This window comes from Streptacidiphilus melanogenes, from assembly GCF_000787835.1.
Taxonomy (GTDB): Bacteria; Actinomycetota; Actinomycetes; order Streptomycetales; family Streptomycetaceae; genus Streptacidiphilus; species Streptacidiphilus melanogenes.
On sequence record NZ_BBPP01000020.1, the window covers coordinates 1 to 25,665 of the forward strand.

A 25,665-nucleotide genomic window follows, 5' to 3' on the forward strand; every position below is an offset into this window, starting at 1 on the left:
GCCCAGGGCGCGGCTCGGCCCCCGGCCCCCGGCCGACGTCCGACGCGGCGCTGGGCCGACTTGCCGCGAGCCCGCCGACGCAGCGCGACCCCGCGGAACCGGCGTGAGCCCGCCGACGCGGCGCGGAACCGGCGCGACCCCGCGGAACCGGCGCGAGCCCGCAGAGACGGGCCCCGGTCAGTCCGACGCGAGGTCGGTGGGCGGCAGGACGGCGTCGCGCATCAGTTCACGGGCGCGGTCCTGCTCCTCGCGGGAGGCGAAGACCGCCGGGTCGCCGAGCTCGACCTCGCGACCGTTGTCCCAAGGTCGCTCCCAGCCCGCGTGGTGGAGCAGCCGGTCGATTACGCCCGCCGTGAAGCCCCAGATCACGTGGCCGTCGATCTGGAAGGCGGGGCCGCGGAAGCCGCTGGGGTGCCGCAGCCGGGCCCGGTTGGCCGGGTCCGCGAGGCGGGCGACCGGGGCGCGGAAGACCTCGGCCACTTCGCCCTCGTCCACCGGCGCGACGGGGGTGGGCGTGTGCCACCAGCCGAGTACCGGCGTCACCACGAAGTCGCTGACCGGGATGTACAGGTCCGGCAGCACGCCGAAGACCTGCACCCCGTCGGGGTCGAGGCCGGTCTCCTCCCGGGCCTCGCGCAGGGCGGCGCGGATCCGGCCCTCGCCGTCCGGGTCACCGTCCTCCGGGTCGAGGGCGCCGCCGGGGAAGGAGGGCTGTCCGGCGTGGGAGCGCAGCCGCCTGGCGCGCTCGATCAGCAGCAGGTCCGGGCCCTGACCGCCCGGTGCCTCGCCGAAGAGCACCAGCACGGCGGAACGCCGCCCGCCCTGCGCGGGCGGAAGGAACCGGCTGAGCTGCCGTGGCTCCACGGACTCGGCGACCTCCCGCACAGGCACCAGCCAGTCCGGAATCCCCTCACGGCGCACCCCCACCGCGGCGGAGGCGCTCACGCGTCCGCCCCAGCGCCATCGACCTCGGCGCCGTCGACCCCGGCGCCGTCGACCTCGGCCTCATCGGCGGTGTCCGGGGTGGGGCCGCCGTGGGCGACGGCGCGGGCGGCGGCCTCGCCCGGGTAGTCCGCGGGCGGCTTGAGCCGCTGGCCGGGCTGACCGCCCTTCTCGTACTTGAGCAGCTTCTCCGCCTTCACCGGGTCGGTCTCCCCCTCGCCGTAGGAGGGGCAGAGCTTAGCGATCGGGCAGACCCCGCAAGCGGGCCGACGGGAGTGGCAGATACGACGGCCGTGGAAGACGACGCGGTGGGAGAGCATGGTCCACTCGCGTTTCTCGACCAGCTCACCGACCTCCTGCTCGACCTTGACCGGATCGTCGGACTCGGTCCAGCCGAAGCGCTTGGCCAGGCGGCCGAAGTGGGTGTCGACGGTGATGCCGGGGACGCCGAAAGGTTCTCCCGTTTTAGGATCACGAGCGTTGCCGAGGACGACATTGGCCGTCTTCCGCCCCACGCCGGGCAGCGTGACCATCTCCTCCAGCGTCTTCGGGACCTCGCCGCCGAAGTTGTCCCGCAGGGCCTTCGACAGACCCAGCAGGGACTTCGCCTTGTTCCGGAAGAAGCCCGTCGGCCGAATCAGCTCCTCCAGCACCTCGGGATCGGCGTCCGCCATCGCCTCCGGCGTCGGGTACTTCGCGAACAGCGCCGGCGTCGTCTGGTTCACCCGCAGATCCGTCGTCTGCGCGGAGAGCACCGTCGCCACCAGCAGCTCGAACGGGGTCTCGAAGTCCAGCTCGGGATGCGCGTACGGATACACCTCCGCGAGCGCCCGGTTGATCCGCCTCGCCGCCCGCACCTTCGCGATGTGCGTCTTCGGGAACGGTGCCTTCTTGAACCCCGGCCCACCGGCAGCACCAGCGGTCACAGCCACGCCACTCTTCGCCATACCGAGAGCCTACGGCTCAGCGCCGTCATCCTTGGGTGAGGTCCTCGCATTGCCGATAGGCGGCAGGATCGCTTATCGCCCACTCATGCGGCCCAGCCTTGAGCTGTCGGGCCGGGAGCGGACCACCGACCGATGACCAAGCCAGAAACGCTCCACGGCTGACAGGTGGAGCCGTGTCGGCGGGGCTAGGCCTACTCCAAATCGCATGCTGCCCGCAATACAAATCCAATGCTGCATCTGTTACTCTCTCGACAGTTGACTGTGGTCGGGAGGGTGGGACAGTGAGCCAGTCGTTCGGGCAGCGGGTGCACGGCGTCATCACCGCGGGGTCGGTTTCGCTCAACATCGCTTTGAGCGCCGGGATCGTCATGTATGCGCTGGGGGCCTCCAGAGGGGAGGCCGTGGCAACCGGCGGCGGTGCCTTCGTCGTCGTGATGGGGGTCGCGCTCAGCATCATGGCGGCTCTCAGGCAGGATGGAACACCATGACAGCGTCTAGGGGCTTCGAGCAGTCGCTGTGGAGCGCCGTGGATCGGGTGCGTGGGTCGCTGGACCTGCAGTCCGCCCAGCAGTTCCTGCTGTGCGCCCTCTTCCTGCGGTGCCTGGCAGGCAGCCCGGGCAATCCCTCGCCGGGTGGGCTCGCCTGGCGTGAGGTCCTGGCCTCGGCAAGTCACCGGGGCGAGGCCGGCCCCGCGCTCGTGGCGGCGTTGGACCACGCCTGGACGGCATCCAACGGGCACGCTGGCTGGATGCCGTCCCAGAGCATCCAGCTCACCCCTGCCGCGGAGCCCTTCCTTCGTGAGGTGCTCTGGCTCGTAGACGGCGTGGCCGACCCGCGCCAGGTCTTCGACGACTGCCTGGAAGGGTTCTCCAGCAGCAAGACGGGCGGGAACTATTTCACGCCGCGCCACCTGGTGCGGCTGATGGTGGCCCTAGTGGAGCCCCAGCACGGCGATCGGGTCCTCGATCCGGCCTGCGGCTCGGGCGGCTTCCTGGCCGAAGCCGCTCGATACGCGCGGGAGCACCAGGGCCCGGACGCGGCGGTCCGGCCGACTGGTCGGGACGTCAACACCCTGGCGCGCCAGACCGCGTGGATGAACCTGACGCTGCACGGCCTGGAGGCGGACCTCGGCACCCGCCCGGTCGACAGCCTCCGGGCCGACGACACTCCCGCTGCCGACTTCGACGTGGTGCTGACCAATCCTCCGTTCAACCTCAAGATGTTCGATGACGAGCTGCGGTGGCCCGATCCGCGCTGGCGGTACGGCGTGCCACCGCGCAGCAACGCCAACTTCGCTTGGGTGCAGCACGTGGTGAGCAAGCTGGCCGAGCACGGCCGGGGGGCGATGCTACTGCCGGACGGCGCGGCGTTCGCGGGTGGTGAGTCCAGGAGCATCCGCGAAGGGCTGGTCAGGGACGGCGTCCTCGCCGCCGTCGTCGCACTGCCTCCGGGACTAGTCGCCCACACGAGCATCAGGACGTCAATCTGGCTCTTCACACGCGAGCGGCCCAGTGCCCGAGGGCAAGACGTCCTCCTAGTCAACGCCTGGGACCTCGGTGGGACGGCGCGACCAGGCCGGCGCTCCGTCTCCGCGGAAGACGTCGAGCGCATCACCGGCACCTACCGTTCCTGGCGCGGCGGCACCTACCAGGACAAGCCGGGCTGGTGCCGCTCGGTGAGCTTCGACGAATTGGCGGCCCGGGACTTCGACCTGCAGCCCATCGCCTATACCGGCGCGCCCGCCACCCAGGACGACGCCGCTCCGGCCAGCCAGCGGGTGACCGAGCTCACCGGCCAGTTGTACGAACTCTTCGATGAAGCCGCCCGCCTGGAGGCCGAGCTGCGATTCCGCCTGGGGGACGCGTGACCAGCGAGCGGGCCTGGGAGCAGCTAGGCCGGCTCGCCGGTACGAAGGTCTGGTACGGCATCACCCGGCCGGGGCGACCCGAACGCGACGGCGTTCCGATGCTGCGCGCCGGCGACATCGTCGACGGCCAGATCCTGTCCGACCACCCGGTACTGATCGGTCGCGACGTGGACGGCTCCAGTCCGCAGACCCGGCTGCAGCCCGGTGACGTCGCCGTGGTCTTGGTCGGACGGGTCGGCGAGGCGGCGATGGTCGCTGCCGGGCAAGAGGGCTGGAATGTTGCACGGTCCGTGGGGGTCGTGCGCTGTGACGACCAGGAACTGGCACAGTGGCTCCGGCTCTGGCTCACCGCACCGACCGTCCGGGCCTGGTGCGCCGCGAAGGCCTCCGGCTCGGCGCAGGCCACTCTCAGCCTAGCCAACTTGCGACAGCTGCCCATACCGCTCCCGCCCGACGAGGTGCGAGCGGACCTGCTGTCCATCATGGCGGCGATCGAGGACAAGATCGCGCTCAACCAACGGATCGCCTCGACCTCCGTGGCGCTGGCCGACGCGCACTTCGCCCTTGCGACTGCCGATCAGGCGGCCTGGCCGTCGCTCACCTTCGGAGAGGTCCTCCGGGCCATTCCCGGCAGCCTTGCCAAGCCGACCGCGCCCGACCCTGCGGGCGACGACGGGCCGACGTGGGTGGCACCGGCAGACGTGCTGCGCAGCCCGCTGCCCTTCCTCGACCTGCCCGCGGGCCGTGCGCCCGAGGCCCGCCCGGTCGAGGGGCTCTGCCCGCCGGACACGCTCTTGCTGGCTTCGAAGCCGGGAGAGCTGCGGGTGGCCATCAGCCTCGCCCCAGTGGTCGCGGGCCGCGGAGTGCTCGCAGTGCTCCCAGCCGAGCCGGCGAGCGCGCTCTGGTTGCTCCACGAGATCCGGTCGCGGAGCACCGAACTGTCCGCCCTGGGGCAGGGGACGGCGGCACGTGAGATCAGCGCCCGGGCCCTGCTCCGAACCCGCGTCTCCTGGCCGCCGCTCGACGAGCGGGAGCGGTTCGCACAGCTCGTCGGCGGACTGCACTCACGAGCCGTGACCGCGGGTCGGGAGGATCGCGTCCTGCGAGCGCTCCTAGCGGACACACTACGGAACGGCCTTCCCGCACTGGACGCACACGCGCCGGCGAGTTGAGCCGCGCGGCACTGGCCTGACGCGCGGTTCAGCGGCCCGCCGCAACGAAGCGGAGGTAACGACGCAGGCCACGTAGGTGTTGAGGCTCCGGCAGACAGCATGGACCCGTTCCGCTGCCTTCCCGCAGTGCCGTGCGGCCAGCCGACACGCCGCTGTTCAACGCGGTGGCGGCAACCCGGCCCCAGTGTGGGTCCGCCTGGTCGCGGGCCGGCCCAGCACCCACCATCGGCGACCTCGGTCGCGACGGTGATGGCGACAGCCACCGCGGCCGGCTGGTGGGCCGGCCGCTAACAGCGCTTTAGCGCGTTACGCGAGGCCACAAGCTGTCGGCTATTCGTCCTCGTCAGGCATTTCATCGTCAAGGTCTTCCGGCGTTGAAGTTCGCCGGTACTGCGGGTGGTCCTGGTCCATCTGGAGCGCCGCGTGGAGCGGGATCGGGTAGCGGGTGCGGTGCTTCCACGCGAGGGCCTGGTGGCAGAGCCTGGCGGTCACCATGGTCAGCTCCCGCCGGTGGTCCGGGTCCACGGCGATCGGGAAGATCTCGGTCGCGGTCATGGCGTAGTAGTTGGCCTTGATCTCGTTCTTGCCCTTGTTCCACGGCAGGGCGGACCAGCGCGTCTTCTTCGAGCCCTGTCGGCCGGCGCCGTTGCCGTCGAACTGGTGGGTGGTGTTAACCAGGAGCCAGGTGCTGTTCGTTCCGAGGTCCGCGTCGATCCGGAAGACCTGGGTCGTGCGTTCCTTCGTCTTGATCTCCGCGTCGTCCTCGTCGGTGATCGTCACCTGTACCGGACGGGGGACTTCCTCGTCGGTCTTGTTCAGGCGGATCACAGCGATGGGCCGGAACCGGGGGGCGATGGTGGAGCCCGGGAGCCAGGTCGTGTTCGGCTCGGGCGGCTGGCCCTGCGCCTTGTTGTTCAGCCCCTTCCACAGGCGGCGGCAGGCGTAGCCGTCCACCGTGAGGGTGTACGGGGTACCCCCCAGGTAGTCGGCGAGGTCTTCCAGCGCTTGGTCGATGACCTTGGCGGTGCTGGAGTGGCCGGCGAAGTTGTCCATGAACTCGGTCATCTTCCCGGCCGGGTAGTCGGCGGCGTGGAAGGCGGCCTCGGCGAGGTGGTACGGCTTCCAGACGCGGTCGGTGTAGGACCACCCGTGGAGCGTCCACGCGCCGTCCGGGACGGTGGGGGGCTTGAGGACGGTGGCTGAGACGACGATCCTGGCATCCCGCTCTCCCGGTCGGCGTGACTGCCGCCGGACGTGGACGCCACAGTGGGCGACGCCGTCCGCGGAGTGTTCGCCGATGGGCTTGGTCAGGATGCTGGAAACCCGGCGGTCGATGAACCCCAGGTTGCGGTAGAGGTCCATGAGGCAGGACAGGCTCTGGTGGTCCATGCCGGTGGACTTGTCGATGCCGGTCTGGACGGCGCTGTCGATGTACTGGACGACCAGATCCATCTTGGCGAGGATGCGGTGGGTCTGGTGCTTGGCGTCCTCGCTGTCCTTCGGCCGCGGAACGGAGTTCTTCTTCCCGTCGCCGTATTCGGTCTCGGCCCAGACGCCGACGATCTCGCCGGATACCGCCTTCAGCGAGAGCAGGCCGGCCGTGTGTGTGGACCGGCCGGTCGGGGCCCCGTGCTGGAGGAATTCGGGGACGTGGTGGAAGACCGCGCTGACGCGGGTGCCGTGCAGCGTGACGCTCTTGCCTTCGGCGGGGTTGAGGGCCGCGGGATCGAGGTCGTAGGCGAGGGCGAGGGCGTTGATCATCCGCTGGCGGATCTCGTCGGTTGCCCACAGACAGACGATGCGCAGGTGGTCGAAGCCCATGGCGTCCAGGGAGCGGGTGATGTCCAGCGGCTCCATGAGGACGTCGGCCTTCTGGGCCTGCTTGAAGTTGCCGCCCTCGAAGAAGCCGTGGAGCGGCTGCCAGTGGTCGCCGAGTGTGCTCTGGATGTGCTCGTAGAGCCCTCGGTAGTAGTCCATTCCGACGCCGGAGCCGACGGGGAAGTAGAACTTCTTGGCCATGATGGGCCTGACCGGTCCCAGCTGTTGCGGGGCGGGAGGTTCCTCGCCGTTCTCCTGGGCTTGCTGGCGGGCCAGTCGGTCGGCCTGGATCTTCTGGTCGATCTCGTGGAGGACGGAGCGTCCCATGCCGAGCCGGGAGAGTGCCTGGAGGGCGAGGCGGTTGACGTTGCGCAGGCGGCCCCTGCCGTCGAGTTCGACCTCGACCAACGGCCGGTCAGGGTGGTCCTGTTCGGCGAGGACGGTGCGGGTGAAGTCCATGGAGCGGTTGATCCGGGTCGCGGAGGCGGCAACGAGGATCAGCGGGTCGCTCACGTTGGGCGAGGTCTTCATCTTCAGCCGGACTCGCGGCAGGGCGAAGCGGGTTCCGTTCTCGTCGGGCCATGGGTTGTCCCATGCGACGAGGCCGCCGGTGGTGTCCGGACGGAGCCGGATGGACAGGCCGTCGATGACCCAGGGTTCGGCGGTGATCCTGCGGGCGAGGTCCCAGGCGACGGTCTCGTAGACCCAGTTGGGGGCGTCGGGCTGTCCGCTTGGTGAGCGCAGCAGATAGTCGGCCAGTGCTCGCTGTTCCTGGGGGGTGGAGGCGAACTTGTCCGCGATGCCGACTTGCTGGTTCAGATCGATGTCGTCGATGTCGTCGCCCATGGCCAGTCCGTGCAGCAGGGTGAAGACGTCGCGGATCGTCTCGTCGTCGATGGGTTGCTGGCTGGCCAGGAGGGCCCGTTTGGCGTCGAGCCAGACGTAGCCTCCGGTGAGGGCGCGCAGTGCCGTCGTGGCGATGGAGTGCGGTGCCTGGACCTCCTCCCGTCCGGCTCGCCTCCGGTAGGCGTTCTCGAAGATCCTCCACATGTTGACCCCGGCCGGGCCGCAGTCACGGATGTGGACGGAGGCGTTCCCGAGGAGACCGGGTGTGACCCGGCCTGCGAGGAGGTCAAGGCGCTGGGTCTGCTTGGACGGGCGGGCGGACATGCGGGCAGGTTCTCCTTCGATGGTCATGCGGCCAGGCCGATCCCGGCGTAGGCGAGGAAGGCGGCGAGGGCTTCGCGGTAGATGTCGTCCATGCGGCGACGTTCGTCTTCGTCCCAGTTGTCGTGCATCCGCGTGAGGATGGTGGCGAGGTCGGCTTGCCATGAGTCGCGGTGGAAGGCGTAGTCCACGAGGTGCAGGGTCATGTCCGTGCCGCCGCGCCGGGCACGTCCGGCAAGCTGGATCATGTCGACGACCATGCCCGCGACGATCTCCTCTTGCAGGACCTTGTGGGTCGACCCGAATCCGGGCGCGGAGCGCATGATCAGGCTGAGTCGTCTCCATGCTTCGGTGCGCGCGGCCGTGAGCGCGGCCACTGGGTCGTCGCTGGGTTCCTTGGGCAGGCTGTTGAGGCCGGCGGCGTTGACCGAGGCGTACATCTCCGGAGGATCGCTCAAGAGGGCCAGTGGGCGGGTGCACAGGTAGACGGGGGTGATCGCCGATTTGGTCCCGATGACGATGTTCAGGCCACGGGCGATGCGCGCCATGGGAACGACGAGGATCTTCCCTTTCTGCGGGAAGGTCTCGAACTCTTCGGGGGTCAGCTCGATGATGCCGGCGGGCAGCGGCGGCAGGTCGCTGCGGCGCTCCTTGTCCGGTGGGACGGCGACGCAAAGGCCGCCGGAGTAGTTGCCGGAGTTGTAGATGCCCAGCGCGATGTACCTGCAGTGGAGGTAGGAGTTCACGACCACGGCGGCGTGCGCGCGGTCTTTGTCCTCCTTCTCCAGACGCTGCAGCTCGGGGTGGATGCGGGTGTCGTACAAGCGCTCCCCGAGCTCCTTGAGGGCCCGAGACTTGAGGTTCTGGGGGAGTCCGGAGATCTGGATTGGGTTGTTGAGGGAGTCGGTGATGGTGTGCTTCTTCGCGCGGATGCTGTCCGGTGCTGCATCGGTCATCCACCACTTCACGGTGCTGTGGATGTGCTCGCGGACGGCCTGCGGGAAGTACGCGGTCGCGGAAAGGCCCATGACGGGCCGCTCGATGCCGGCGAGGGCGAGGGAGACGATGCTGCCGAGCTGGCCGGTGTAGGTGTGCGGGTCTCCAGTGATGGTCTGGGAGGTGAGCTCGCCCGTCTTCGCCGGGTCGTCCAGGCCGGTGACTCGGTAACCGAACAGGGCGCGGCCGAGCATGCCGAAGGGAAGGATGCTGGCTCCGATGCCGCGGTCCAGGCGTTCGGCGAGAGCTCGGGCGGAGGCCAGGCCGCTCGCGCGGAGCTGCGCGGTTTTGCCCATGAGGTCGTTGAGGGTGTCGTCCAGTTCGGACAGCCAGGTGCGGACGACGAGCAGTTCGACGGCTTCGGCGCGGTCGTGCTCGTCCTCCACGACGGCCTTGAGGAGGTCGTCGAGTCGGTGCTGGGTGTGGGTGAGCAGGTCGGCGCCTCGGTGACCGAGAAGCTCGCCGAGGATGGCGCGTGCTTCCAGGTAGTGGCCCTCCAGCTCCACGGTGCTGAACGGGTCGGTGAGTGAGTCCTGGCCCGGCTTTGGCGGCCTGAGGGCGTTGAGCTTGTCGAACAGCTCTTGCGGGATCTCGTGCTCGCTGGTGATGCCCGCCTCGGGGAACAGCAGGTGGATCAGGCGTCGGTCCCGTCCCCCTGAGATGTGCCAGCCGGTGCTGTTCATGCCCGCGCGGTCACCGACGGGGCCGCCGTCTCCCTCATAGTGGCGCAGATGGAGCTGGCCCTCGCACACGGCGGCCAGGAGGAACTCGGTGAGGTAGCGGGCGTAGGTCACCGGTGGGACGAGTTCTTTGACCGTGGCCGGCGGCTGCTTGCGCAGTTCCTCGTGGAGTTGCTGGAGAGGGATCTTCTTGTCGAGGCGGGAGTCCAGGACCAGTTCGCTGGAGCACTTCCCGATGGCGGTGGACTGGAACTGGTCCACCTCGTCGATGAGGGTGGCGTGGCAGCGACGGAGGAGGAACTCGGCAACGCTCAGGCCGGCGGTTGGCCGGTCGTCGAGTGTGATGCCGATGGGCATCCGGCCCATCATGAAGTTGTGGTGGTTGGTCACGACCACCGAGGCGGTACAAGCGTTGTGGTGTTGCTGGTACTTGCCGCAGACCGGCACGAACGGGCAGCGCCGGGTTCCCTTGCCTGGAGGGAGCGGGTAGAGGCTCATGCAGGATTCCGAGCCCGCGGGGTAGGGGTGTGTGGCCTCGGTGAAGCGGCTCAGCGAGCAGCCGTAGGAGAGCTGACTGATCTTCCATCTGACCTTGGCTGGCTGTTCGGCGATGGAGCCTTCGATGCGGGAGGCGATCTTCATGGCCCGCTCGTGCAGTCCGTACGGGGACATCAGAGGTGTACATGTTTCGGGGTGGCCGAGGTACGCGAGGTCCTGGCTGATGTCCCAAGCCGCCGAGAGCGTCGCCTCAACGGTAGGGAGGACGATCGCGAGAGCCAGGCCGTTGACGGCGAACCAGGAGGCCATGACGCGGACGAGAACGCTCTTGCCGGTGCCTGTGGGGGCGTTGAAGACCTCGGTGGCGCCAGCGCACAGGCGGATCGCCTCTCTCGGGGAGAGCGTGTCCGTGGTGTTGAGCTGGCTGAAGAGCGTCTTGAGAACCATGTGCAGGTGCCGACCTTCGGGCTTCAGTCGTTGGTCCAGCTGCCGGGCAAGGTCCAGGAGGTCGCAGGTGGGGATCTCGACGTTTGCAAAGTAGGCGGCGGTGTGCGCATAGGGTGGGTTCTGACACGGGTCGGTTTCCGAGCCTCCGGCGAACACAGGGATGGTGGCGCGTCCTTGGATCTCCCCGATTCCGCCAGCGTAGAGCGTGCGGGTCAACCATTGCCCGGCCGCGGCGGGAGGTACCGGCTTCGGGCGGGGGTGATCCTTGTGGACCCGTTTCATGGTGCGGTCCACGTAGGCCAGGAGATCGTCTCCGATCCGAGGCGAGGCTGCCTCCGCCGTGTGGGGATCACCAACGAGGACGAACTGGGGTGCCTGACCAGCAGCAGGGGCGGCCAGCCTCCTGCGCGCGGCCGTCGCGAAGACAGGCCCGCTGGCGAGTTCTCCGGGAGCATTGACCAGGACATCCGCGATGCGCTGCTTCTCCGTGTGCGAGAGGCGCGCCCAGGCTGACCATTTGTCGTACTGGCCGGACAGCAGGAAGGCAGCGTGTCTGAACGACGCGGTGGGTTGCTCGTGCTCATCCAGCTCGCCAGGGAAGTAGTGGGCGGCGAGCGCCAGAGCGCAGTTCACCGCCGCGTCGTCCTTGCGGAGTTTGCCCGTCAGGCCCATCGGATCCCTGCCGTCCTGCAAATCGTCTGGCCGATCTCCCCTGCGGTGGCCACCTGTACGGGGAACTCCTTGCACACTCCGCGCAGGAGAGGAAGTGATGCCTGACGGTGGTCCGGGACGACGATCCACTCGGCCCCGCCGCTATCGCCGCCGTCGGCCTGGATCTTCTTCGCGAGCAGCATCTCCGAGGTGAAGTCCTTGATGTCGAGCAGGAAGGACTTCGTTTGACCGTCCCTCAGCCAGACGTCCACGTGCAGGTCGTAGGCATCCAGGTAGGGCCAGAGGGTGACGCTGCCTGGGCAGTCGGCGTCCGCTCCGAGGGCAGCGGGGCTCTTGCCAGGTTCTGAAGCGGCAACGAAGCCGCGTGCGAGCAGCGCGTCGTACAAGGCGATCTCGAGGAGGCCTGGGACGGTGGTGTAGCGCCACGGTCCCCGCGCCAGTGCCAAGTGCCCAGCGGCCGGCATCGGCTTCGGCACCGAGCCTCGTAGGTCGGGGGCGAGGACGGACGCCTCGCCGGTGAACGCCGGCGGCGGCGAGCCTGGGATCAGGGTCGGCGGCCTACCGGCCGCGGGGACCTTGAAGGTGTAGCTGGCGCCCATCAGCTCGGCGTGCGGTCGGTAGAAGCACTGGGCCCTACCAGTGACCGCCGTTCTTGAACGGTGCCGGGTGATCTTCATCGGCCAGTGACACACGGGGCAGGCGAACCACCACTGCTCATAGAGCGCCGCGAAGCTGATAGGCCGATAGAACTGGCTGACCATGCTCGGCAGGTTCAGCCGCCGGATCACTGCCTCGGTGCCGGTCGGAAACCGGGACAGGTTTGAGCGGCCCTTGGTGTAGGCCTCCTGCGTCCCGCGCTTTCTCAGCCCTGAGTTGACGGTGACCTGGTCCATCTCCTGCTCGATCTCTGAGATCGAGGTGGATCTGCCGTCGCGCGTGGCCTTCTGGACTGCCCACGCAACCTGCCGCTGTTCCTGGTCGAGATCGAACAGGTCCTCTTCGAACAGTCCGTCGTCATTGATGAGGTGCACGCCGGTCATCTCCTCCGGCGACACCCCGTCCGGGAGAAGGCCAGCAAGGTCGCCGGTGAGCATGGCCAGAAAGGACTCGAACGAGAGCGGATGAGCTGGCCCTCGTGCGGCAATGACCTCACCGTGGCTGTCCATCAGAGTGCGCAGCCGTCCCTCCGGCGCTTGCTCGACGTCTGTGAACGCCTGGGCCGCCACCGTCGCAGCGCGCATCACCATCTGCCGGATCACGTCGTGACTGATCGGCTCCGCTGTGGAGGTGAACTTCACACGAAGCACCATAAACCTGGGGTACGACAGTCGCCCGATAGTCGACCGATCACGGCGGATCTGGAGGCATCAACTGGACACCCGGGTAACGGGCTTGGTATTCGGCCCCGTACGCGTTGAGGTGCTCCCTGCCGGCCTCAGTGACCCTCCATCGATACTCAAGGACGAACGTCCCACGCCCCTTCTCCACCCGAACAGCGAAGGAGTCGATGTACCCCCGGCTGGGCCTCCCGTTGGGGCGATAGCCGACGCCTAGGTAGAACCTCGACTTTCCCCCCATGGCCTCCTCGGGCAGACCCTCGGCCCCCGCTTCGGCGACGCGGGTCAGGTTGCGCCACAGCCATTCCGAGAGTAGGTGCGAAGGTCGGCGTGAGACAGCGGGAATGTCGAGCCCTGCGCGCGCGCAGGCTCGGCCAGAGCGCGTCAGTTCAACCAGGACGCGGGAGACCAGACCAACGTTGGGGATGTCGACACGGTCCTCAGTGATCTTGATGAGTCCCCTGCGGGCGAGCGCGTGCAGCGTAGCTCCGGCTCCCGCGTCAAGGTACCCATCCGAGCGAAGGCGGTCTTGGATCGCGGTGTACTCAGCAAACGGCAGATCGGACCTCATCGAGAAGGGCAGCTTTCGCCACGCGGACGCCTGGCCCGGGTCCCCGTAGGCAGCCCGGGTGGCCCTAGCCCGGCGCTCCGCCTCCTGATCCTCATGAAAGCAAGCACAAAGATAGGCCTGCTGACGCACGTTCAACCCTTCCCACATTGCGCCGGTCCTTCTTCCGCAGGGCGTATCAGGAGAGCGGGAATCGGAAGTGAGCGATCACTTCTGCTGTCATGATGCACGGGCAGTCCGACAGGCGGGGATCTTCACTGGCGCGAAGGTAGGCGAACCGTGTCGCGCCATTGGTAGCGGGGGAATGATCAGGTGCGGGTCGCGGATCGCTGATCCAGCTCAGAAGCGGTGGGGGCGCCGCAGAGCCGATGGAGGCGGGCCTGCATCTCATCCACGGCATTGGTCACTTTGACCGAGCGGATGCCCTCGGCGGTGTCGAGGAAGTCGGTCCAGGTCGCCAAGGCAGCGTCGGTGTCATCGCGGCGGAGGTGGACCTGCCCGAGGTCGGCCAAGACGATCGCTCGGGTCCGACGGCGGTCCAGGCCGTGGACGTCGAGCGCGTGGTGGAGTTGGTCCTGGGCGGCGTCCAGGTCGCCGACCTGGACCAGGATCATGTCGGCCTCATGAGCCGAGCGGCCGGGCAAGAAGTGGGCGATCCAGGGCTTCCCTGGCGTCCTCGGCGCGTTCTCGATCGGCGTCTCGGACGCGGCCAGCGCCGCCGTCGCGGCCCGACGGTCGCCGTCCAGGGCGGCGGCGCTCGCCAGCGTTGCCTGGTAGTACGCGACCGCCCTCGGGTCCTGGATCGAGCGCGCGTAGTGCAGACACTCCTCTGACAGCCGCACGGCGGCGTCCCGGTGGCCGAGGTTGAGGACCTGATCCAGCGACGGCTTCCAGTAGTCGGGCACCCGCGTCCCACACTCCCACCGATACACCGAACCTGAGACGACCCTGGAGCGCTGACCGCTAACGCAACTGACCCGAACCATCGCATGGATCCGGGCCCCTCGCGTCCGGTGCAGACCGTCTGCAACCGTGCACGGTCCCGACCACCGCAAAGTGCAGAGAAGCGGTAGCGAGGATCCACCTTGGCCTGACTCAATAGCAGGATGGAGATCGGCGAGAAGTGGGCATACCGGGCGCAGCCCAAGATGCTCGGCAGTGCAGTCCGCCCAGTGGAGATCGTCCGTGTCGGCGGCGCTCGCCGTTCCTCACAAGTGCATGTCCGCTTCCTCGAAGGCGAGGACGCTGGACTGCAAGACTGGGTCGCTCCGACATCCTTGGTCACGCTGTGGGACAACGTCGCGGGCTTCCGGGCCGACGACGCCGCTGAGCTGGCCTTGGCCGAGGCGTCCCGGCAGGTACGGAAGACCGCGGAGTTCGAGGCAGCCCGGATGGTTCTTGGCTTCGTCCGTCCCAAGAACCAACTGCGGTTGCGCACAACCGCGGCTGATGCTGGCATTCTGGAGCTCACCGCTCTCGATGCCACCGCTGACCGCCTCGGGCTCGATGCGGCTGACCTTCGAACTGACCCGATGCTTCATGAGAGCCGGACCGGTGTGTTCCTGGCTGGCTGGCCCGTCACCGAACGGATCGCCAGGCGAGCCGCGGAGGTCCAAGCCGAGGAGATCCTCCTGGAGGTCGAGCGCCGCCAGGAGGCCCTCGACGGGGAACGCGCGCAGCCCTCATGGCAGTCCTGGAACCGCCGCGACGACCGGAAACTGCAGGCCGAAGACGACATGCTCCGGACAGTCCGGGAGTGGTGCAGCCAGGAGCGGGTGGAGCGCTTCGACGAGTTGCTGGCGCTGCGGGCCGAGGTCGAGCGGCTGGGCACCATCGTCGAACGGTCCTTGAAGGCCCTGCGCGACAGGGGGCACGGCGTTATCGCCTCCACCATTGAGCGCGACCTTGGCGTCCGTATCTCCAGCCTTGGTCCCGAGGTTCGCCGCTGACGTCGCGCCACGGGTCGGCCTGCTGCCGCGGCTGGGCGGGTTCGACAGGCGGTGCCTCCTTCTTCGGCCCATGCGGGCTCCACCCGTTGAGGAACGGTCGAAGCTCATCCGCCGTGGGCTCGGCTTCGAAAGCTTCGACGCCGAGCCCGCTTCCAAGCGCCGTCGGATCCATCCTGTCCGCCTCAGCTCTGGCCCATGTAGACCATTCCCGCAGCCTCTGTGCTTCCCCTTCGTCGTCGGCTCGGTTCGCGACTTCGTCGAGCGCTGCGCAGAACTCACGGATCTCCCGCGCGCCCTGCCAGCGCCCCAGGGCAGACCCGAACCTCTCACGACGCGAGGCTTCCATGGCCTTGATCCCAGCCGCAGCGACCGCGGCCTCCCAGTCCCGCTGCTGGCGAGCCTTCTCCTCGGCCGCCAAGCGCTGCAGCTCGGCCTCTGCTCGCTCCCGATCCTCTTGCCGTCGGCGCTGCTCGGCTTCCCTTTCCAACTGGAGGCGCTCCTGTTCCTCCATGCGCGTCTTCAGCTTCCGGAAGAGCGAGCTGATCTGTTCCTCCACCGGCCGCTTGGCGGTGTCGGCGCAGTCGGTCTTCCAGGCACCGCCGTACCCGTAACCACCCGGATGCGACTCGACGACCAGGAGGTCGAGTTCACCGGACGGCTCGGACCGGTAAGCGGGAGTAACCCGCTGCCAGTCGTACGTCTTACGCCGTCCTGCGGCCTGAGGCACATACTTGACCTGCTTCTGCCGCTCCTTGAAGCTCAACTCCCACGTCCTGCCATGGACGGAGAGGAGCGGCCGCGGCTGCTTCCGCTTCTTCAAGATCACAACGTTGCCGTGGCGCGACATCGCCTCCTGTGCGATGAGACGGACGATCGACAGCACACGAGGGATTACCTCCTCGGAGACCTCGAACGCGCTGTGATCGGCTTCCAACGCCGCGACCACAGCCTCCACGTCCGTGATGACCCGACTGCGTTGCAGTCGAATTCGGTTCCACTCGGTCTCATCCAGCCCGTTGTCACGCAGCAGGCCGAGATAGAAGTCGCCCTTCTCCCGGCCGCTGTACTTCAGCTGGAAGCCCTCAGGTGCACTGGTGCGAGCCGCATCGAAGGCCCTGCGCAGCCTTGCCCGCTCCTCCGGCGAAGGATCTGGGATCGTAAGGAAGCGCCCCGCCTGCTGGACCTGCTCGATCAGCGCCGGACCGCTCACGGCCCTAGACTCCTTCGGCGACTTCGGCTGCCGCCGCACTGCTGGCCGGAGGCTTGCAACAGCCTCCGGCTGGTCCGTCACCACAGGGGTGTCCTGTGACGCCGTGCCGGCGGGGGTCTTGGCCAGGGCCCTGGAGCCCAGGGCAGGACGGTCCGGGTGATGCCCGTGCTCCAAATAGAAGCGGCCTGAATCGGTAATCTCCGCCCGCCACTTCACCCCCTCAGCCTTCGGCATGCTGATCAGCCCGCGCTCCTTCAGAGCACGAGCAGTGAGCGCGAGCGCAGGATCACCCGAAGTGACCGGATTCCCGTCCCCACCGATGCGGGCCAGAAGAGAGAGCTGGCGCTCATTGAGAGATGACCAACGAAGCATGTAGCCGTCGTACCCCCACCAGCACAAGCTGAGACAACCGTGCCGGTCCGAGGTCAGGAGTCCACACAGACTGTGCGAGCTACCGCTCGCCGCCGAAGGGGCCCAGGCCACGGTCTCCGCTGCGGCCAGGGGCCTCTTGGTTGCCGCTCACGCCTCAGCGATGACTTCCTCCGACGCGACGTCGGGCTTCACCTCACCACCCAGAGCCTCGGTGATTGCCTCGAACTCGACGAGGGCCGCCTGGAGGTCTTCCACGATCTCTTGGGCGATGATCTCGGGGGCGAGCATGCTTTCCGCGTCGTCTAGTGCCGGATCCCTCAGCCACGAGATGTCGAGGTTAATCTTCTCCCGGTCGATGAGTTCCTTGTACGTGAAACGCTTGAAGCGGCCGTCCTCGGTCTCCTTGCGAGCCGAGCGGTTGTCTGGCTGGTACGCCTCGATGAACTTGGCCAGGTCAGCAAGGCGCAAAGGGTGCTGCTTGAGCGTGAAGTGCATCCCCGTGCGGAAGTCATACACCCAGACCTCAGAGGTATTGGGAATGTCGTCGGCCCGCGGGGGCTTCTTGTCGAAGAACAGCACGTTGGCCTTGACTCCGCCGGCGTAGAAGATGCCGGTAGGCAGGCGCAAGATCGTATGGAGGTCGAACTCCTGGAGCAGACGGCGGCGGATCTTCTCGCCTGGCCCGCCCTCGTACAGGACATTGTCGGGGACAACAACGGCCGCACGACCGTCCATCTCCAGCAGCGACATGATGTGTTGCAGGAAGTTCAGCTGCTTGTTGGTCGTCGTCGCGCGGAAGTCAGAACGGTCGTAGGTGACGTCCTCCCGGTCGGTCTTGCCGTCAGTTCCGACAACGGTGATCGCGGACTTCTTGCCGAATGGAGGGTTCGCGAGAATAAGAGAGGCACGACGGGAAGGGGGCTCGGCAAGCGCGTCGCCGGTAGTGATGAGCGAGGCACCGCCAGGCTCACCAATGCCGTGAAGCAGCATGTTCATTGCTGCAAGGCGGGCTGTGCCCGGGACAAGTTCGTTGCCCCAGATGCTGCCCTGGCCCAATGCCAAGCGCTGCTCGCGGGACAGCGCCTTCAGGTGGTGCTCCCGGAGGTAACTATGCGCCGCGATAAGGAAGCCGGCCGTGCCGCAGGCCGGGTCGGTGATGGTGTCGTCGGGACGTGGCCGCATCACCTTCACCATGGCATCGATCAGCGGGCGCGGCGTGAAGTACTGTCCAGCACCGGTCTTGGTGTCTTCGGCGCCCTTGGCGAGCAGGCCCTCGTACGCATCGCCCTTGAGATCGGTGCCTTCGAGAACCCAGTCGGTCTTGCCGATCAGCTCGACGACGAGCTTCTCAAGGAGTGCTGGTTCGGTGATGCGGTTCTGGGCCTTGGCGAAGACGGTGCCCAGGGTGCTATTAGGGTGCTTTCCGAGCTTCGTGAGGACCTGACGATAGTGCGCTTCCAGTTCCTCACCGCGCTTGGAAGCAAGTGACTGCCAGCCAAGGTCCGACGGAATGATGGGAGAAGCCGCCTCGCGGGCGAACGGGTCGGCCGTCAGCTCATCAGCCATCTTCAGGAAGAGCAGGTACGAGAGCTGTTCGACGTACTCGATAGTCGACAGACCGTTGTCCCGCAGGACATTGCAGTAGTTCCATAGCTTGGCAACGAGTGAGTTGGTCTGCGCGACGGTGCTGGAGGGGGCGACTGTGCTCATCAGAGCTCGAACTCCTGCTGAATGGCATCACTGGGGATCGGTGTGATGACGGACGGGGTCAGGTACGGCTCGGCGGCGACGGCCGCCGCAGCCCGACGCGGACGGGGAGTGCGGTTAGACCTCCTCTTGACGCCCTTTGCTCGCTCAATCTCGATACGCTCCAACAAAGTCGAAGCGGGCTCGTCTTGAGGATCCTGCGGAATCAGAGCGCCAGCGAGCGCCTTATTGAGGACAGAGTTCCGCAGATGCCGGCTTCGAGCAGCCGCGCTCTGGAGTACAACCCGTGCAGCATTGATGCGCGTCTCCCAGATGTCGGCGTCATCTACCAGAGATTCCTGGTCAGCGAGCGACGGAACCGGGATCTTGACCGACTTCACCTTGGCTGTGCTGAGCGTGTAAAGCCCACTCGTCGACCTTGACACCTCGCGAAGCTGATCAATGACGAGCGGAGAGTTCCAGATTAGCTCAAGATATCGAGGAAGCAGTTCTTCGCTCGGGCGCACGCGGATCAGATGGTTCTGATGAACGGCATGCGAAATTTCTCCGCGCCAAGTGGCCGCCCGCCCAATTTGGTCGGGGCTTCCATTGCCCTCCACCACGAGCAGGTCGCCACGCTCAAGCTGATAGCGCTCTAGCTCTCCATCGAACAGTTCAATCTGATGAATCTCGTCGAGGTCAAGCTTCCCTCGGGCTACGTTGGCAACGCGAAGAAACGGGAACGTGTTTCTGACCGGACGCCGCTTCTGCTGCTTCTGAATTCCACCACCAACGACTGCGACCTCCGAGACCAGGCGAAGGCCAGCGTGAACGGTGCGGCCGTTGAGATCGCCGCGCGCCACCGAGTTGAGCACTGAAGCCCAGGCGTGGTCGGAGCGTCTCACGCTCCGCCTGATGCTGGCCTCTGCGACATCGAGCCGGGATAGGTAATCTTCGAGGACGTCCGCGATTCTCAGCTGTTCTGCGAGAGGGGGGACTGCCATCGGCATTTTCAAGAGCGCCTGCTGCGAAATATTTCGCATGGAGTCCTTGGTCCCCGTGGCCGTCTCAGAGACGAAGTCCCGTGCCGCGGGCGAGCTCAGAAAGTGAACTAGCCACCGCTTGTTGATGGATTCTCCTGGCACCAGGCGGAGGCTCTTGTCGGAAAGGAGTAGGCGGGGGCGAGTGTTACCAACGAGGACTGGGGCGCCAACATATGACCGAGTATTGGCGCGGCTCACAAGGATGTCACCCGCTTGGATCTCATACGCAGGGTTGACTTCGCGCCCTTCTGGAACTGCCTTGTTCTCGCCCTCGTCAAACTGACCCCAGGTCATCGCACTGACCTTAATAATTCCCCACTCGTCCGGCCTCGCCTGGCGCGGCTCACATGTGAAGGACTTTCCGGCTTCGACGCGCAACAAGACATCGCCCAGACAGGCTTTCTCCCATCCAGGCGGGAGTTCTGTAGTGCTCAAGCCAATTCTCGATTCAGCTCACTCAGAAGGTCGTGTGGGTCGCGATCCGGGAAGGCGAGGGCAAGACCTCTACCTCCACCGTGGCCCGCGAAGGGCTCAGCTCGGAAGTCCGACGGAGCGACGCCGACATCGCTGGCCACAACATCACGGATGGCCTCCAACCACCAGAGCTGCCTGTCCGTGAACTCCGCGCCTGCTTGCCGCTGTCGCAGAAGCCAGCCCTGGAAGCGTTCCTCTACGGTCTCACGGTAGGGCCTGAGCTCCGAATCGACGCCAAGCTCGTACCGGATGAGCGAGATCAGGTCAGGGACTCCTGCCTGCTTGCCGGACTGATCGGTCGCATGCCCCAGGTCCTCGTAGTAGGTCCACAGGATCTGCGGGGTCCAGGCGAAATCAGGGCGCCGGATTTGATCTGCCAGCTCCTTCAGCGCCGCATACGCCTCAGTGGGGCCAACCGAGCGCGGACTCGACAGCGCGATAGAGATGGCTGCGATCTTGTCGCGCTGCCCCGCAAGCAGGCGACTCCAGCGGTCGACTTCCTCACGTGCTCGCTCTTCCCGAGGGACGGCACGGACCTCCGTGACCGAGACTGCCGTGGTCTCGTCCATCACGTAGTCCTTGTCCCGGCGAATCTCGATGATCAGCTTCCGAAGGTCTGGGCTGGCCGTGAGCGGGGCGACGGCCGCTTCCACCAGAGCATGCGCCGCCCTCTCGCCACCCTCTGCTTTCGCGCGGTCCTGACGGTCGGGGTCGACAGCCTTGACGATCGCACCGGCGATCTCGGAGAGCGTGCGACCACCGGCAGCCCGCGTGAGCTGGTCTCGCTCGCGGGTGTTGAGCTGCTGGTTGAGGCGGGCGAGGCGACCTGCGAGGATCTCTGCCTCGGAGGCACTGATCGACCTCGTGCCGGCTTTGTCGAGGAGCTTGGCCAGCGAGATCTGTCGCTCCCCCGCAGGAACGAGCGGCCGGGCATCGACGAGCGGCGAGTCAGTGACGCCCACCGCGTCCACGAGCACGAAGCGGTCCTTACGGACCCGCTCGTCCCCGTCGGGGGTCACCTCGCGCAGCTCGGTGGCGTCGATGGTGCGGGCACCACGACCCTTCATCTGCTCGAAGAGGACCGCGCTGCGGACCTCCCGCAGGAAGATCACGCACTCCAGGGCCTTGACGTCGGTCCCGGTGGCGATCATGTCGACGGTGACGGCGATCCGAAGGCGCGGGGAGGTCCGCAGAGAACGGATCAGCTCGTCGGGATCCTCGCCAGCCTGGCGGCTCTTGTAGGTGATCTTCTTGGCGAAGTCGTCTCCGCGGCCGAAGACCTCCTTGGCCTGGGCGAGGACGCCCACGGCATGGTCCTCGCCCACCGCGAAGATCAGCGTCTTCGGGACCTCCTTGCGGCCGGGAAACCACCTCTGCCAGTTGTCCCGGTACGCGGTGAGGACGGCCCGGATCTCGTCGACGGCCTCCACCGAGCGCCCGATCTGGCGGGTCGTGTAGGTGAAGTCGTCCTCCAACTCCTGGTAGCGCTGGTGACGGGTCTTGCGGTCCCGGATCCTGACCGTCGTCCCCTCTTCTATGGTCGCGCCGCCGTTCTCCCGCAGATCTGTGTGCATGCGGACGACGTCGAAGTCGACGTTCACGCCGTCGGCGACGGCCTGCGGGTACGTGTACTCGGAGACCAGGTTCCGGCCGAAGAAGCCGAGGGTCTGCAGTGTCGGGGTGGCGGTGAGCCCCACAAGGTGGGCATCGAAGTACTCCAGGACCCCGCGCCACAGCCCGTAGATGGAGCGGTGGCACTCGTCCACGATGATCAGATCGAAGGACTCCAGCGGCACGGCCGGGTTGTAGCCGACCTCGACGGGCCGCTCGGCCGCGTACGACTGCTCATAGGCGGTGTCGTCGTTCGCCTCGTCGGCCGGGTCGTCGTCGACGAGCTGCTCGCCGGTCAGCAGGCGGTACATCTTCTGGATGGTGCAGATCACCACCGCCGTGCTGTCCTGAAGGCCGGCTGCGCCCAGACGTTCGACGTTGTAGATGTCGGAGAACTTGCGCCCGTCATCCGGGGTCGTGAACTTCCGGAACTCGTCCAGCGCCTGCTTGCCCAGGTTGTTGCGGTCCACCAGAAACAGCACGCGGCGGGCACGGGCGTGCTTCAGCAGCCGATACGTCTGGGAGACGGCGGTGTAGGTCTTGCCGGCGCCGGTCGCCATCTGAATCAGGGCCCGCGGCCTGTCCATTGCGAGCGAGCTCTCCAGGCCAGTGATCGCCTCAACCTGGGCCGGGCGCAGGCCGTTGCGCTGCAGGGTCGGCATCTCGCGCAGACCGGCGCGGAAGGTAGGCGTCTCGGGGCGCTCGTCGGCGCGCCGCATCCACGCGGCGATGGTCTCCGGCCGGTGGAAGGCGAACACCTCACGGGAGCGCGCGTCGGGGTCGAGGCGGTTGATGAAGTACGTCTCGGTGCCGGTGGTGGCATACCGGAACGCGAAGGGCTCGGCCTCACGCCACACCGCCAGCCGGTGCTCCTTGAGGACCCCGCCCGCGTAGCGGTCGTTCTGGGCGACCGCGCTGGCCAGGTGCGTGCCTTCCCGCTTCGCCTCGATGACGCCGACGATCGACCCGTCAACATAGAGTACGTAGTCGGCACGGCCAGTGGCGAGTGTGAACTCACGCACCGCCACTCCCCGACCCGCCGTCGGGTTGACCGCGACCCGGTCCTGGACAAGCCAGCCTGCGGCAGTCAGCAGCTTGTCGATCTCTTCGCGGGCCTGCACCTCGTTGAGCGGAGCCGGCCTCTGCGCGCGGTGGATGATCGCGTCCCGGGCCGCCGGATCAACCGTGCGCGGAGCCTGCTGGGCCTGCTCGTAACTGGCCAGCTGGACGGCGCGCATCTCGGCGACCTGCGCTGTGAGCTGTTCGATCTGGGCCAGCAGCTCGGCGTTGTTGACGCCGACGCTGGCGATCAGGCGCTCCGCCTCGGCACGGGCCCGGCGCTCGGCCTCCAGCTCATCGGCGGACTCGGCGAGGCGGGTGCGCGCCTGGGTGAGGGCCTGGCGATGGCCGGTCAGCGCCTCGTTCAGTTCGGCGAGTTCGGCCGGGTCGACGATCCGCTCGGCAGCCTGCGGGTCGGTTGGCGGGACGAACTCCGCGACCGTCCGGCGGCCGGAGATCGCGTCGTGGAACCAGAGGCCCAGCTTATAGCAGGTGCGCACAGCAGCGAGGGCGCGCGAGGTGTCGAACAGATGCGTGTGCGCGGCCCTGTTGCGGTCAAGGCGTAGTTGGTCGAAGTCGTTGCGGATCTCGGGGACCAGAACACCGGCCCGCGTCAAGGCCGTCAGGCGGTCGATCTGGCGGCCACCTTCGACCCGCATGCCGATCCGGGTGACCAACTCCTCGGCCAGAACCTCGCCGAACTGGCCCGCCTGCACGAGCGAGGAGTTCGGGTTCGTGAAGACGGTCGCCTCCGCCTGGGCACCGTAGAGAGAGAGCAGCGGCTTGAGCTGATACAGAATGCCGAAGTTCGGCGAGAACTTGGCCAAAGTCCGCAGTCGGTCGTCCATGTCCCCCAGCTACTCCATCCTCGTGGACCTGGTCATTCCGTCGATCTGCCGTGCTCTCCGGGAACTCAGTGTAGAAGGCCCTGGCCAGATGGGATGTGGCTTCGTCGCGGCGCCCCAAAGCAAAACCCACATCAGGGCAGGCCGACCTGGACCATCGCTGATGCTGAGGCCGCGGGCGAGGCAAGGAGGCCCGCTGTACGTCCTGTTCACGGAGGTCAGCCGAGGTACGGGTAGTTACCTGCCAGGTAGTCGCCGATCTGCTGCCGCATGCTCGGGTGGATGTCGAGGTCGTCGAGCTGGTCGGGGCTGACCCAGCGGACACCGTCGGCTTCGTCGTTGATGGTGGGGGTGCCGGAGAGCGGCCTGCCGATGTAGGTGTTCTCGTACTGCTGCCGGATCTCGCCGTCGCTGTACGCAACGATGTGGTTCGGGTTGGTGTAGACGCCGAGGAAGCCGGTGAGCTCGGCGAGGATGCCGGTCTCCTCCTGGCATTCGCGGACGGCGCACTGGCCGGCGGTCTCGCCGATGTCCTGGGCTCCGCCGGGCAAGGCCCACTGACCGGTGTCGCGGCGGCGCTGGAGCAGGATCTCGCCGCTGTCGTTGACGACCAGCAGGTTGCTGGCCGGGATGAGGGTGTTGGCCTTGGGCGCGCTGGGGTCGTTGAGGTACTCGGTCCTGCCCATGCGGGTCACTCCTTGGAGGTCTTGTCGATGGTGGTGCCGCCCCAGCGCCTGGCCGTCTCCCAGAGCGCCTCGAAGCTGGTGACGTACTGCTCGAACCAACCGAGCTCGGCACCCGGGCCGCGGCGCAGGTGCAGCAGGGGGTTGGCGCTGGCGGGCTGGCCCCAGATGTGCGGGTTGGCCAGGAGGTCGTCGTCGTACCGGAACAGGGAGGCGTACACCGTGGCGTTGTGGAGCCGTATCTCGCACCCGGGCTCGGTGAGCAGGGCACGGTAGTAGGTGAGCGAGGCGCGGATCTTGGCGGCGAGGGTGCCGTCGAGCTCCTCCTCCCGGTCGCGCTGGGCGACGGCGCTGCCCGCGGGGTCGGCGAAGCAGAGGCGGATGGCGACGCCGGCGCGGGCTCTGGCGGTGAGCATCCGGGCGACGTGGGGGTTGGTCTGGGCGAAGAAGGTCCCGGAGTAGACGAGGACGTCGATCTGGTGCTCAGTGCCCTCCAGCAGCGACAACCAGAACTCGCGCGGGACGCTGGCGCGGTTGGGGTAGCAGGCGGCGGGCTCGGCCGGGGACGCGGAGGGCGTGGAGCGCTGGGAGCTGGGCCAGATGGTGTCTTCGGCCACGGCAAGGAGCCCCGCGGTGGTCCAGCGGTGCCGGGCGTGGGGGACGCGACCGGCGAGCCACCGTCCGACCGTCTTGGGGTCGACGGCGCAGGCTGCGGCCAGCGCGTCCGGGCTGACACCCTGACGAGCCATGGCTGAACGTAGCTGCTCGTTCACGCTGCTCATCAAATCGGTGACGCCGAGGTACCGCAAGGACGTCCAGGAACGTCCCCCTGATCGTTCGGGTGCCCGGCCTGATGCCTCGTAGGGTGGAGAGGTGCCTTTGATCGTTCTATGGGACATCGACCATACGTTGATCGAGAACAGCGGCGTCAGCAAGGAGATCTACGCCGCGACTTTCACCGCGCTGGCCGGTCTGCCGCCGTCAGCTCCGGTCGTCACCGAAGGACGGACGGACCGGTCGATCATGACGGATCTGTTCCGCCGCCATCACCTTGAGCCGCCGCGCTGGGCCGCGATCGAACAGGCGCTGGCCGAGACCGGGGCCGCTCACGCGTCGGAGCTGCGTCGGCGCGGGTACGTCCTGCCCGGGGCACGGGAGGTGTTGGAGGCTCTGGCCGGGGAGCCGGGCGCGGTGAGCTCCGTGCTCACCGGGAACATCGCCGCCAACGCGCTGGTGAAGCTGAGGGCCTTCGGCCTGGACGTCCTCGTCGACCTCACGGTGGGAGCGTACGGCGCTGACTGCGAGGACCGCTCCGCGCTGGTGCCAGTGGCGAGGCGACGCATCAGCGCAGCCTACGCGCTCCCGGCATCCGCGCCGGTGCTCCTGGTCGGGGACACGCCCCGGGATGTGCAAGCTGCTCTGCTCAATGGCGACGCGGTGCTCGCGGTGGCGTCGGGGAGCTACAGCCAGGACGCCCTCCACGCGGCCGGAGCGCCGGTCGTGCTGCCGGATCTGCGGGACACCGCCCGCGTGCTGGCTATCCTGCGGGAGCTGGCCCAAGCGGATGCGGCAGCGTGACCGGGACGTCCTGGACGTCCCGGTGGCGGGACGAGGCTCCACGG

The 25,665-nt window shown here is 67.5% G+C and carries 17 protein-coding genes; 5 read left to right on the top strand and 12 right to left on the bottom strand.

Going from position 1 to position 25,665, the window contains the following annotated elements:
• Nucleotides 1–177 precede the first annotated feature (177 nt).
• On the bottom strand, nt 178–945 hold the full coding sequence (locus TR49_RS21225) for an NUDIX hydrolase (RefSeq protein WP_084725164.1): 768 nt from the start codon (nt 943–945) through the stop codon (nt 178–180).
• Nucleotides 942–1,889, bottom strand: coding sequence for an endonuclease III (gene nth / locus TR49_RS21230; RefSeq protein ID WP_084725166.1), 948 nt, complete (start codon nt 1,887–1,889; stop codon nt 942–944). Before nth ends, TR49_RS21225 begins: the two co-directional genes overlap by 4 nt.
• Nucleotides 1,890–2,170: 281 nt before the next feature.
• On the opposite strand from nth, the gene TR49_RS21235 reads away from it, so the two are divergent.
• From TR49_RS21235 to TR49_RS21245, 3 genes are read left to right on the top strand one after another with little or no spacing between them, the layout of a single operon-like run.
• Entirely contained in the window at nt 2,171–2,377 is a 207-nt protein-coding gene (locus tag TR49_RS21235; protein WP_042383844.1) for a hypothetical protein, read from the top strand.
• Nucleotides 2,374–3,756 (top strand): N-6 DNA methylase, encoded by a 1,383-nt coding sequence (locus TR49_RS40180; protein ID WP_052434487.1) that lies wholly within the window; start codon nt 2,374–2,376, stop codon nt 3,754–3,756. The genes TR49_RS21235 and TR49_RS40180 overlap by 4 nt, the downstream gene beginning before the upstream one ends.
• Nucleotides 3,753–4,928, top strand: coding sequence for a restriction endonuclease subunit S (locus TR49_RS21245; RefSeq protein ID WP_042383845.1), 1,176 nt, complete (start codon nt 3,753–3,755; stop codon nt 4,926–4,928). Before TR49_RS40180 ends, TR49_RS21245 begins: the two co-directional genes overlap by 4 nt.
• A 330-nt stretch (nt 4,929–5,258) precedes the next feature.
• On the opposite strand, the gene TR49_RS41635 is transcribed toward TR49_RS21245, so the two are convergent.
• The 4 genes from TR49_RS41635 to TR49_RS21270 all read right to left on the bottom strand — a co-directional run bounded on the left by TR49_RS41635 (nt 5,259) and on the right by TR49_RS21270 (nt 14,016).
• Entirely contained in the window at nt 5,259–7,916 is a 2,658-nt protein-coding gene (locus TR49_RS41635; protein ID WP_052434488.1) for an RNaseH domain-containing protein, read from the bottom strand.
• A gap of 23 nt (nt 7,917–7,939) precedes the next feature.
• On the bottom strand, nt 7,940–10,534 hold the full coding sequence (locus TR49_RS21255; protein WP_236653471.1) for a DEAD/DEAH box helicase family protein: 2,595 nt from the start codon (nt 10,532–10,534) through the stop codon (nt 7,940–7,942).
• A gap of 662 nt (nt 10,535–11,196) precedes the next feature.
• Entirely contained in the window at nt 11,197–12,504 is a 1,308-nt protein-coding gene (locus TR49_RS21260) for a restriction endonuclease-related protein (RefSeq protein WP_236653472.1), read from the bottom strand.
• A gap of 915 nt (nt 12,505–13,419) precedes the next feature.
• Nucleotides 13,420–14,016 (bottom strand): NsdA family TPR-like regulatory protein, encoded by a 597-nt coding sequence (locus tag TR49_RS21270; RefSeq protein ID WP_052434490.1) that lies wholly within the window; start codon nt 14,014–14,016, stop codon nt 13,420–13,422.
• Nucleotides 14,017–14,217: 201 nt separating this feature from the next.
• Here TR49_RS21270 and TR49_RS21275 point away from each other — a divergent pair, with 201 nt between their 5' ends.
• Nucleotides 14,218–15,060: a hypothetical protein gene (locus TR49_RS21275; protein ID WP_042383849.1), complete on the top strand. Its 843-nt coding sequence runs from the start codon at nt 14,218–14,220 to the stop codon at nt 15,058–15,060.
• Here TR49_RS21275 and TR49_RS21280 read toward each other — a convergent pair.
• The 6 genes from TR49_RS21280 to TR49_RS21305 form a co-directional block, all read right to left on the bottom strand.
• Nucleotides 14,990–16,270 carry a hypothetical protein gene (locus TR49_RS21280; protein WP_236653473.1) on the bottom strand — a complete coding sequence of 427 codons (1,281 nt, stop codon included), beginning with the start codon at nt 16,268–16,270 and terminating at the stop codon, nt 14,990–14,992. The two genes, TR49_RS21275 and TR49_RS21280, sit on opposite strands and share 71 nt — an antisense overlap.
• Before the next feature lie 519 nt (nt 16,271–16,789).
• Nucleotides 16,790–18,352, bottom strand: a complete 1,563-nt coding sequence (locus tag TR49_RS21285; RefSeq protein WP_042383851.1) for a type I restriction-modification system subunit M — start codon at nt 18,350–18,352, stop codon at nt 16,790–16,792.
• Nucleotides 18,352–19,806: a restriction endonuclease subunit S gene (locus tag TR49_RS40190; RefSeq protein WP_160311625.1), complete on the bottom strand. Its 1,455-nt coding sequence runs from the start codon at nt 19,804–19,806 to the stop codon at nt 18,352–18,354. The genes TR49_RS21285 and TR49_RS40190 overlap by 1 nt, the downstream gene beginning before the upstream one ends.
• On the bottom strand, nt 19,803–23,363 hold the full coding sequence (locus tag TR49_RS21295) for a type I restriction endonuclease subunit R (RefSeq protein ID WP_042383852.1): 3,561 nt from the start codon (nt 23,361–23,363) through the stop codon (nt 19,803–19,805). Before TR49_RS21295 ends, TR49_RS40190 begins: the two co-directional genes overlap by 4 nt.
• A gap of 215 nt (nt 23,364–23,578) precedes the next feature.
• Nucleotides 23,579–24,046, bottom strand: coding sequence for an NUDIX hydrolase (locus TR49_RS21300; protein WP_042383853.1), 468 nt, complete (start codon nt 24,044–24,046; stop codon nt 23,579–23,581).
• Between the two features lie 5 nt (nt 24,047–24,051).
• Entirely contained in the window at nt 24,052–24,816 is a 765-nt protein-coding gene (locus tag TR49_RS21305; RefSeq protein WP_063770147.1) for a DUF5919 domain-containing protein, read from the bottom strand.
• A 100-nt stretch (nt 24,817–24,916) separates the two neighbouring features.
• Between TR49_RS21305 and TR49_RS21310 the strand changes: the two genes are divergently transcribed.
• Nucleotides 24,917–25,621, top strand: coding sequence for an HAD family hydrolase (locus TR49_RS21310; protein ID WP_042383855.1), 705 nt, complete (start codon nt 24,917–24,919; stop codon nt 25,619–25,621).
• Nucleotides 25,622–25,665 lie beyond the last annotated feature (44 nt).

What these genes read in the sequence shown, in the direction of transcription:
- TR49_RS21300 (WP_042383853.1), bottom strand. Translation starts at nt 24,046, where the DNA reads ATGGGCAGGACCGAGTACCTCAACGACCCCAGCGCGCCCAAGGCCAAC.
- TR49_RS21295 (WP_042383852.1), bottom strand. Translation starts at nt 23,363, where the DNA reads ATGGACGACCGACTGCGGACTTTGGCCAAGTTCTCGCCGAACTTCGGC.
- TR49_RS21275 (WP_042383849.1), top strand. Translation starts at nt 14,218, where the DNA reads ATGGAGATCGGCGAGAAGTGGGCATACCGGGCGCAGCCCAAGATGCTC.
- TR49_RS41635 (WP_052434488.1), bottom strand. Translation starts at nt 7,916, where the DNA reads ATGTCCGCCCGCCCGTCCAAGCAGACCCAGCGCCTTGACCTCCTCGCA.
- TR49_RS21285 (WP_042383851.1), bottom strand. Translation starts at nt 18,352, where the DNA reads ATGAGCACAGTCGCCCCCTCCAGCACCGTCGCGCAGACCAACTCACTC.
- TR49_RS40180 (WP_052434487.1), top strand. Translation starts at nt 2,374, where the DNA reads ATGACAGCGTCTAGGGGCTTCGAGCAGTCGCTGTGGAGCGCCGTGGAT.
- nth (WP_084725166.1), bottom strand. Translation starts at nt 1,889, where the DNA reads ATGGCGAAGAGTGGCGTGGCTGTGACCGCTGGTGCTGCCGGTGGGCCG.
- TR49_RS21255 (WP_236653471.1), bottom strand. Translation starts at nt 10,534, where the DNA reads ATGGTTCTCAAGACGCTCTTCAGCCAGCTCAACACCACGGACACGCTC.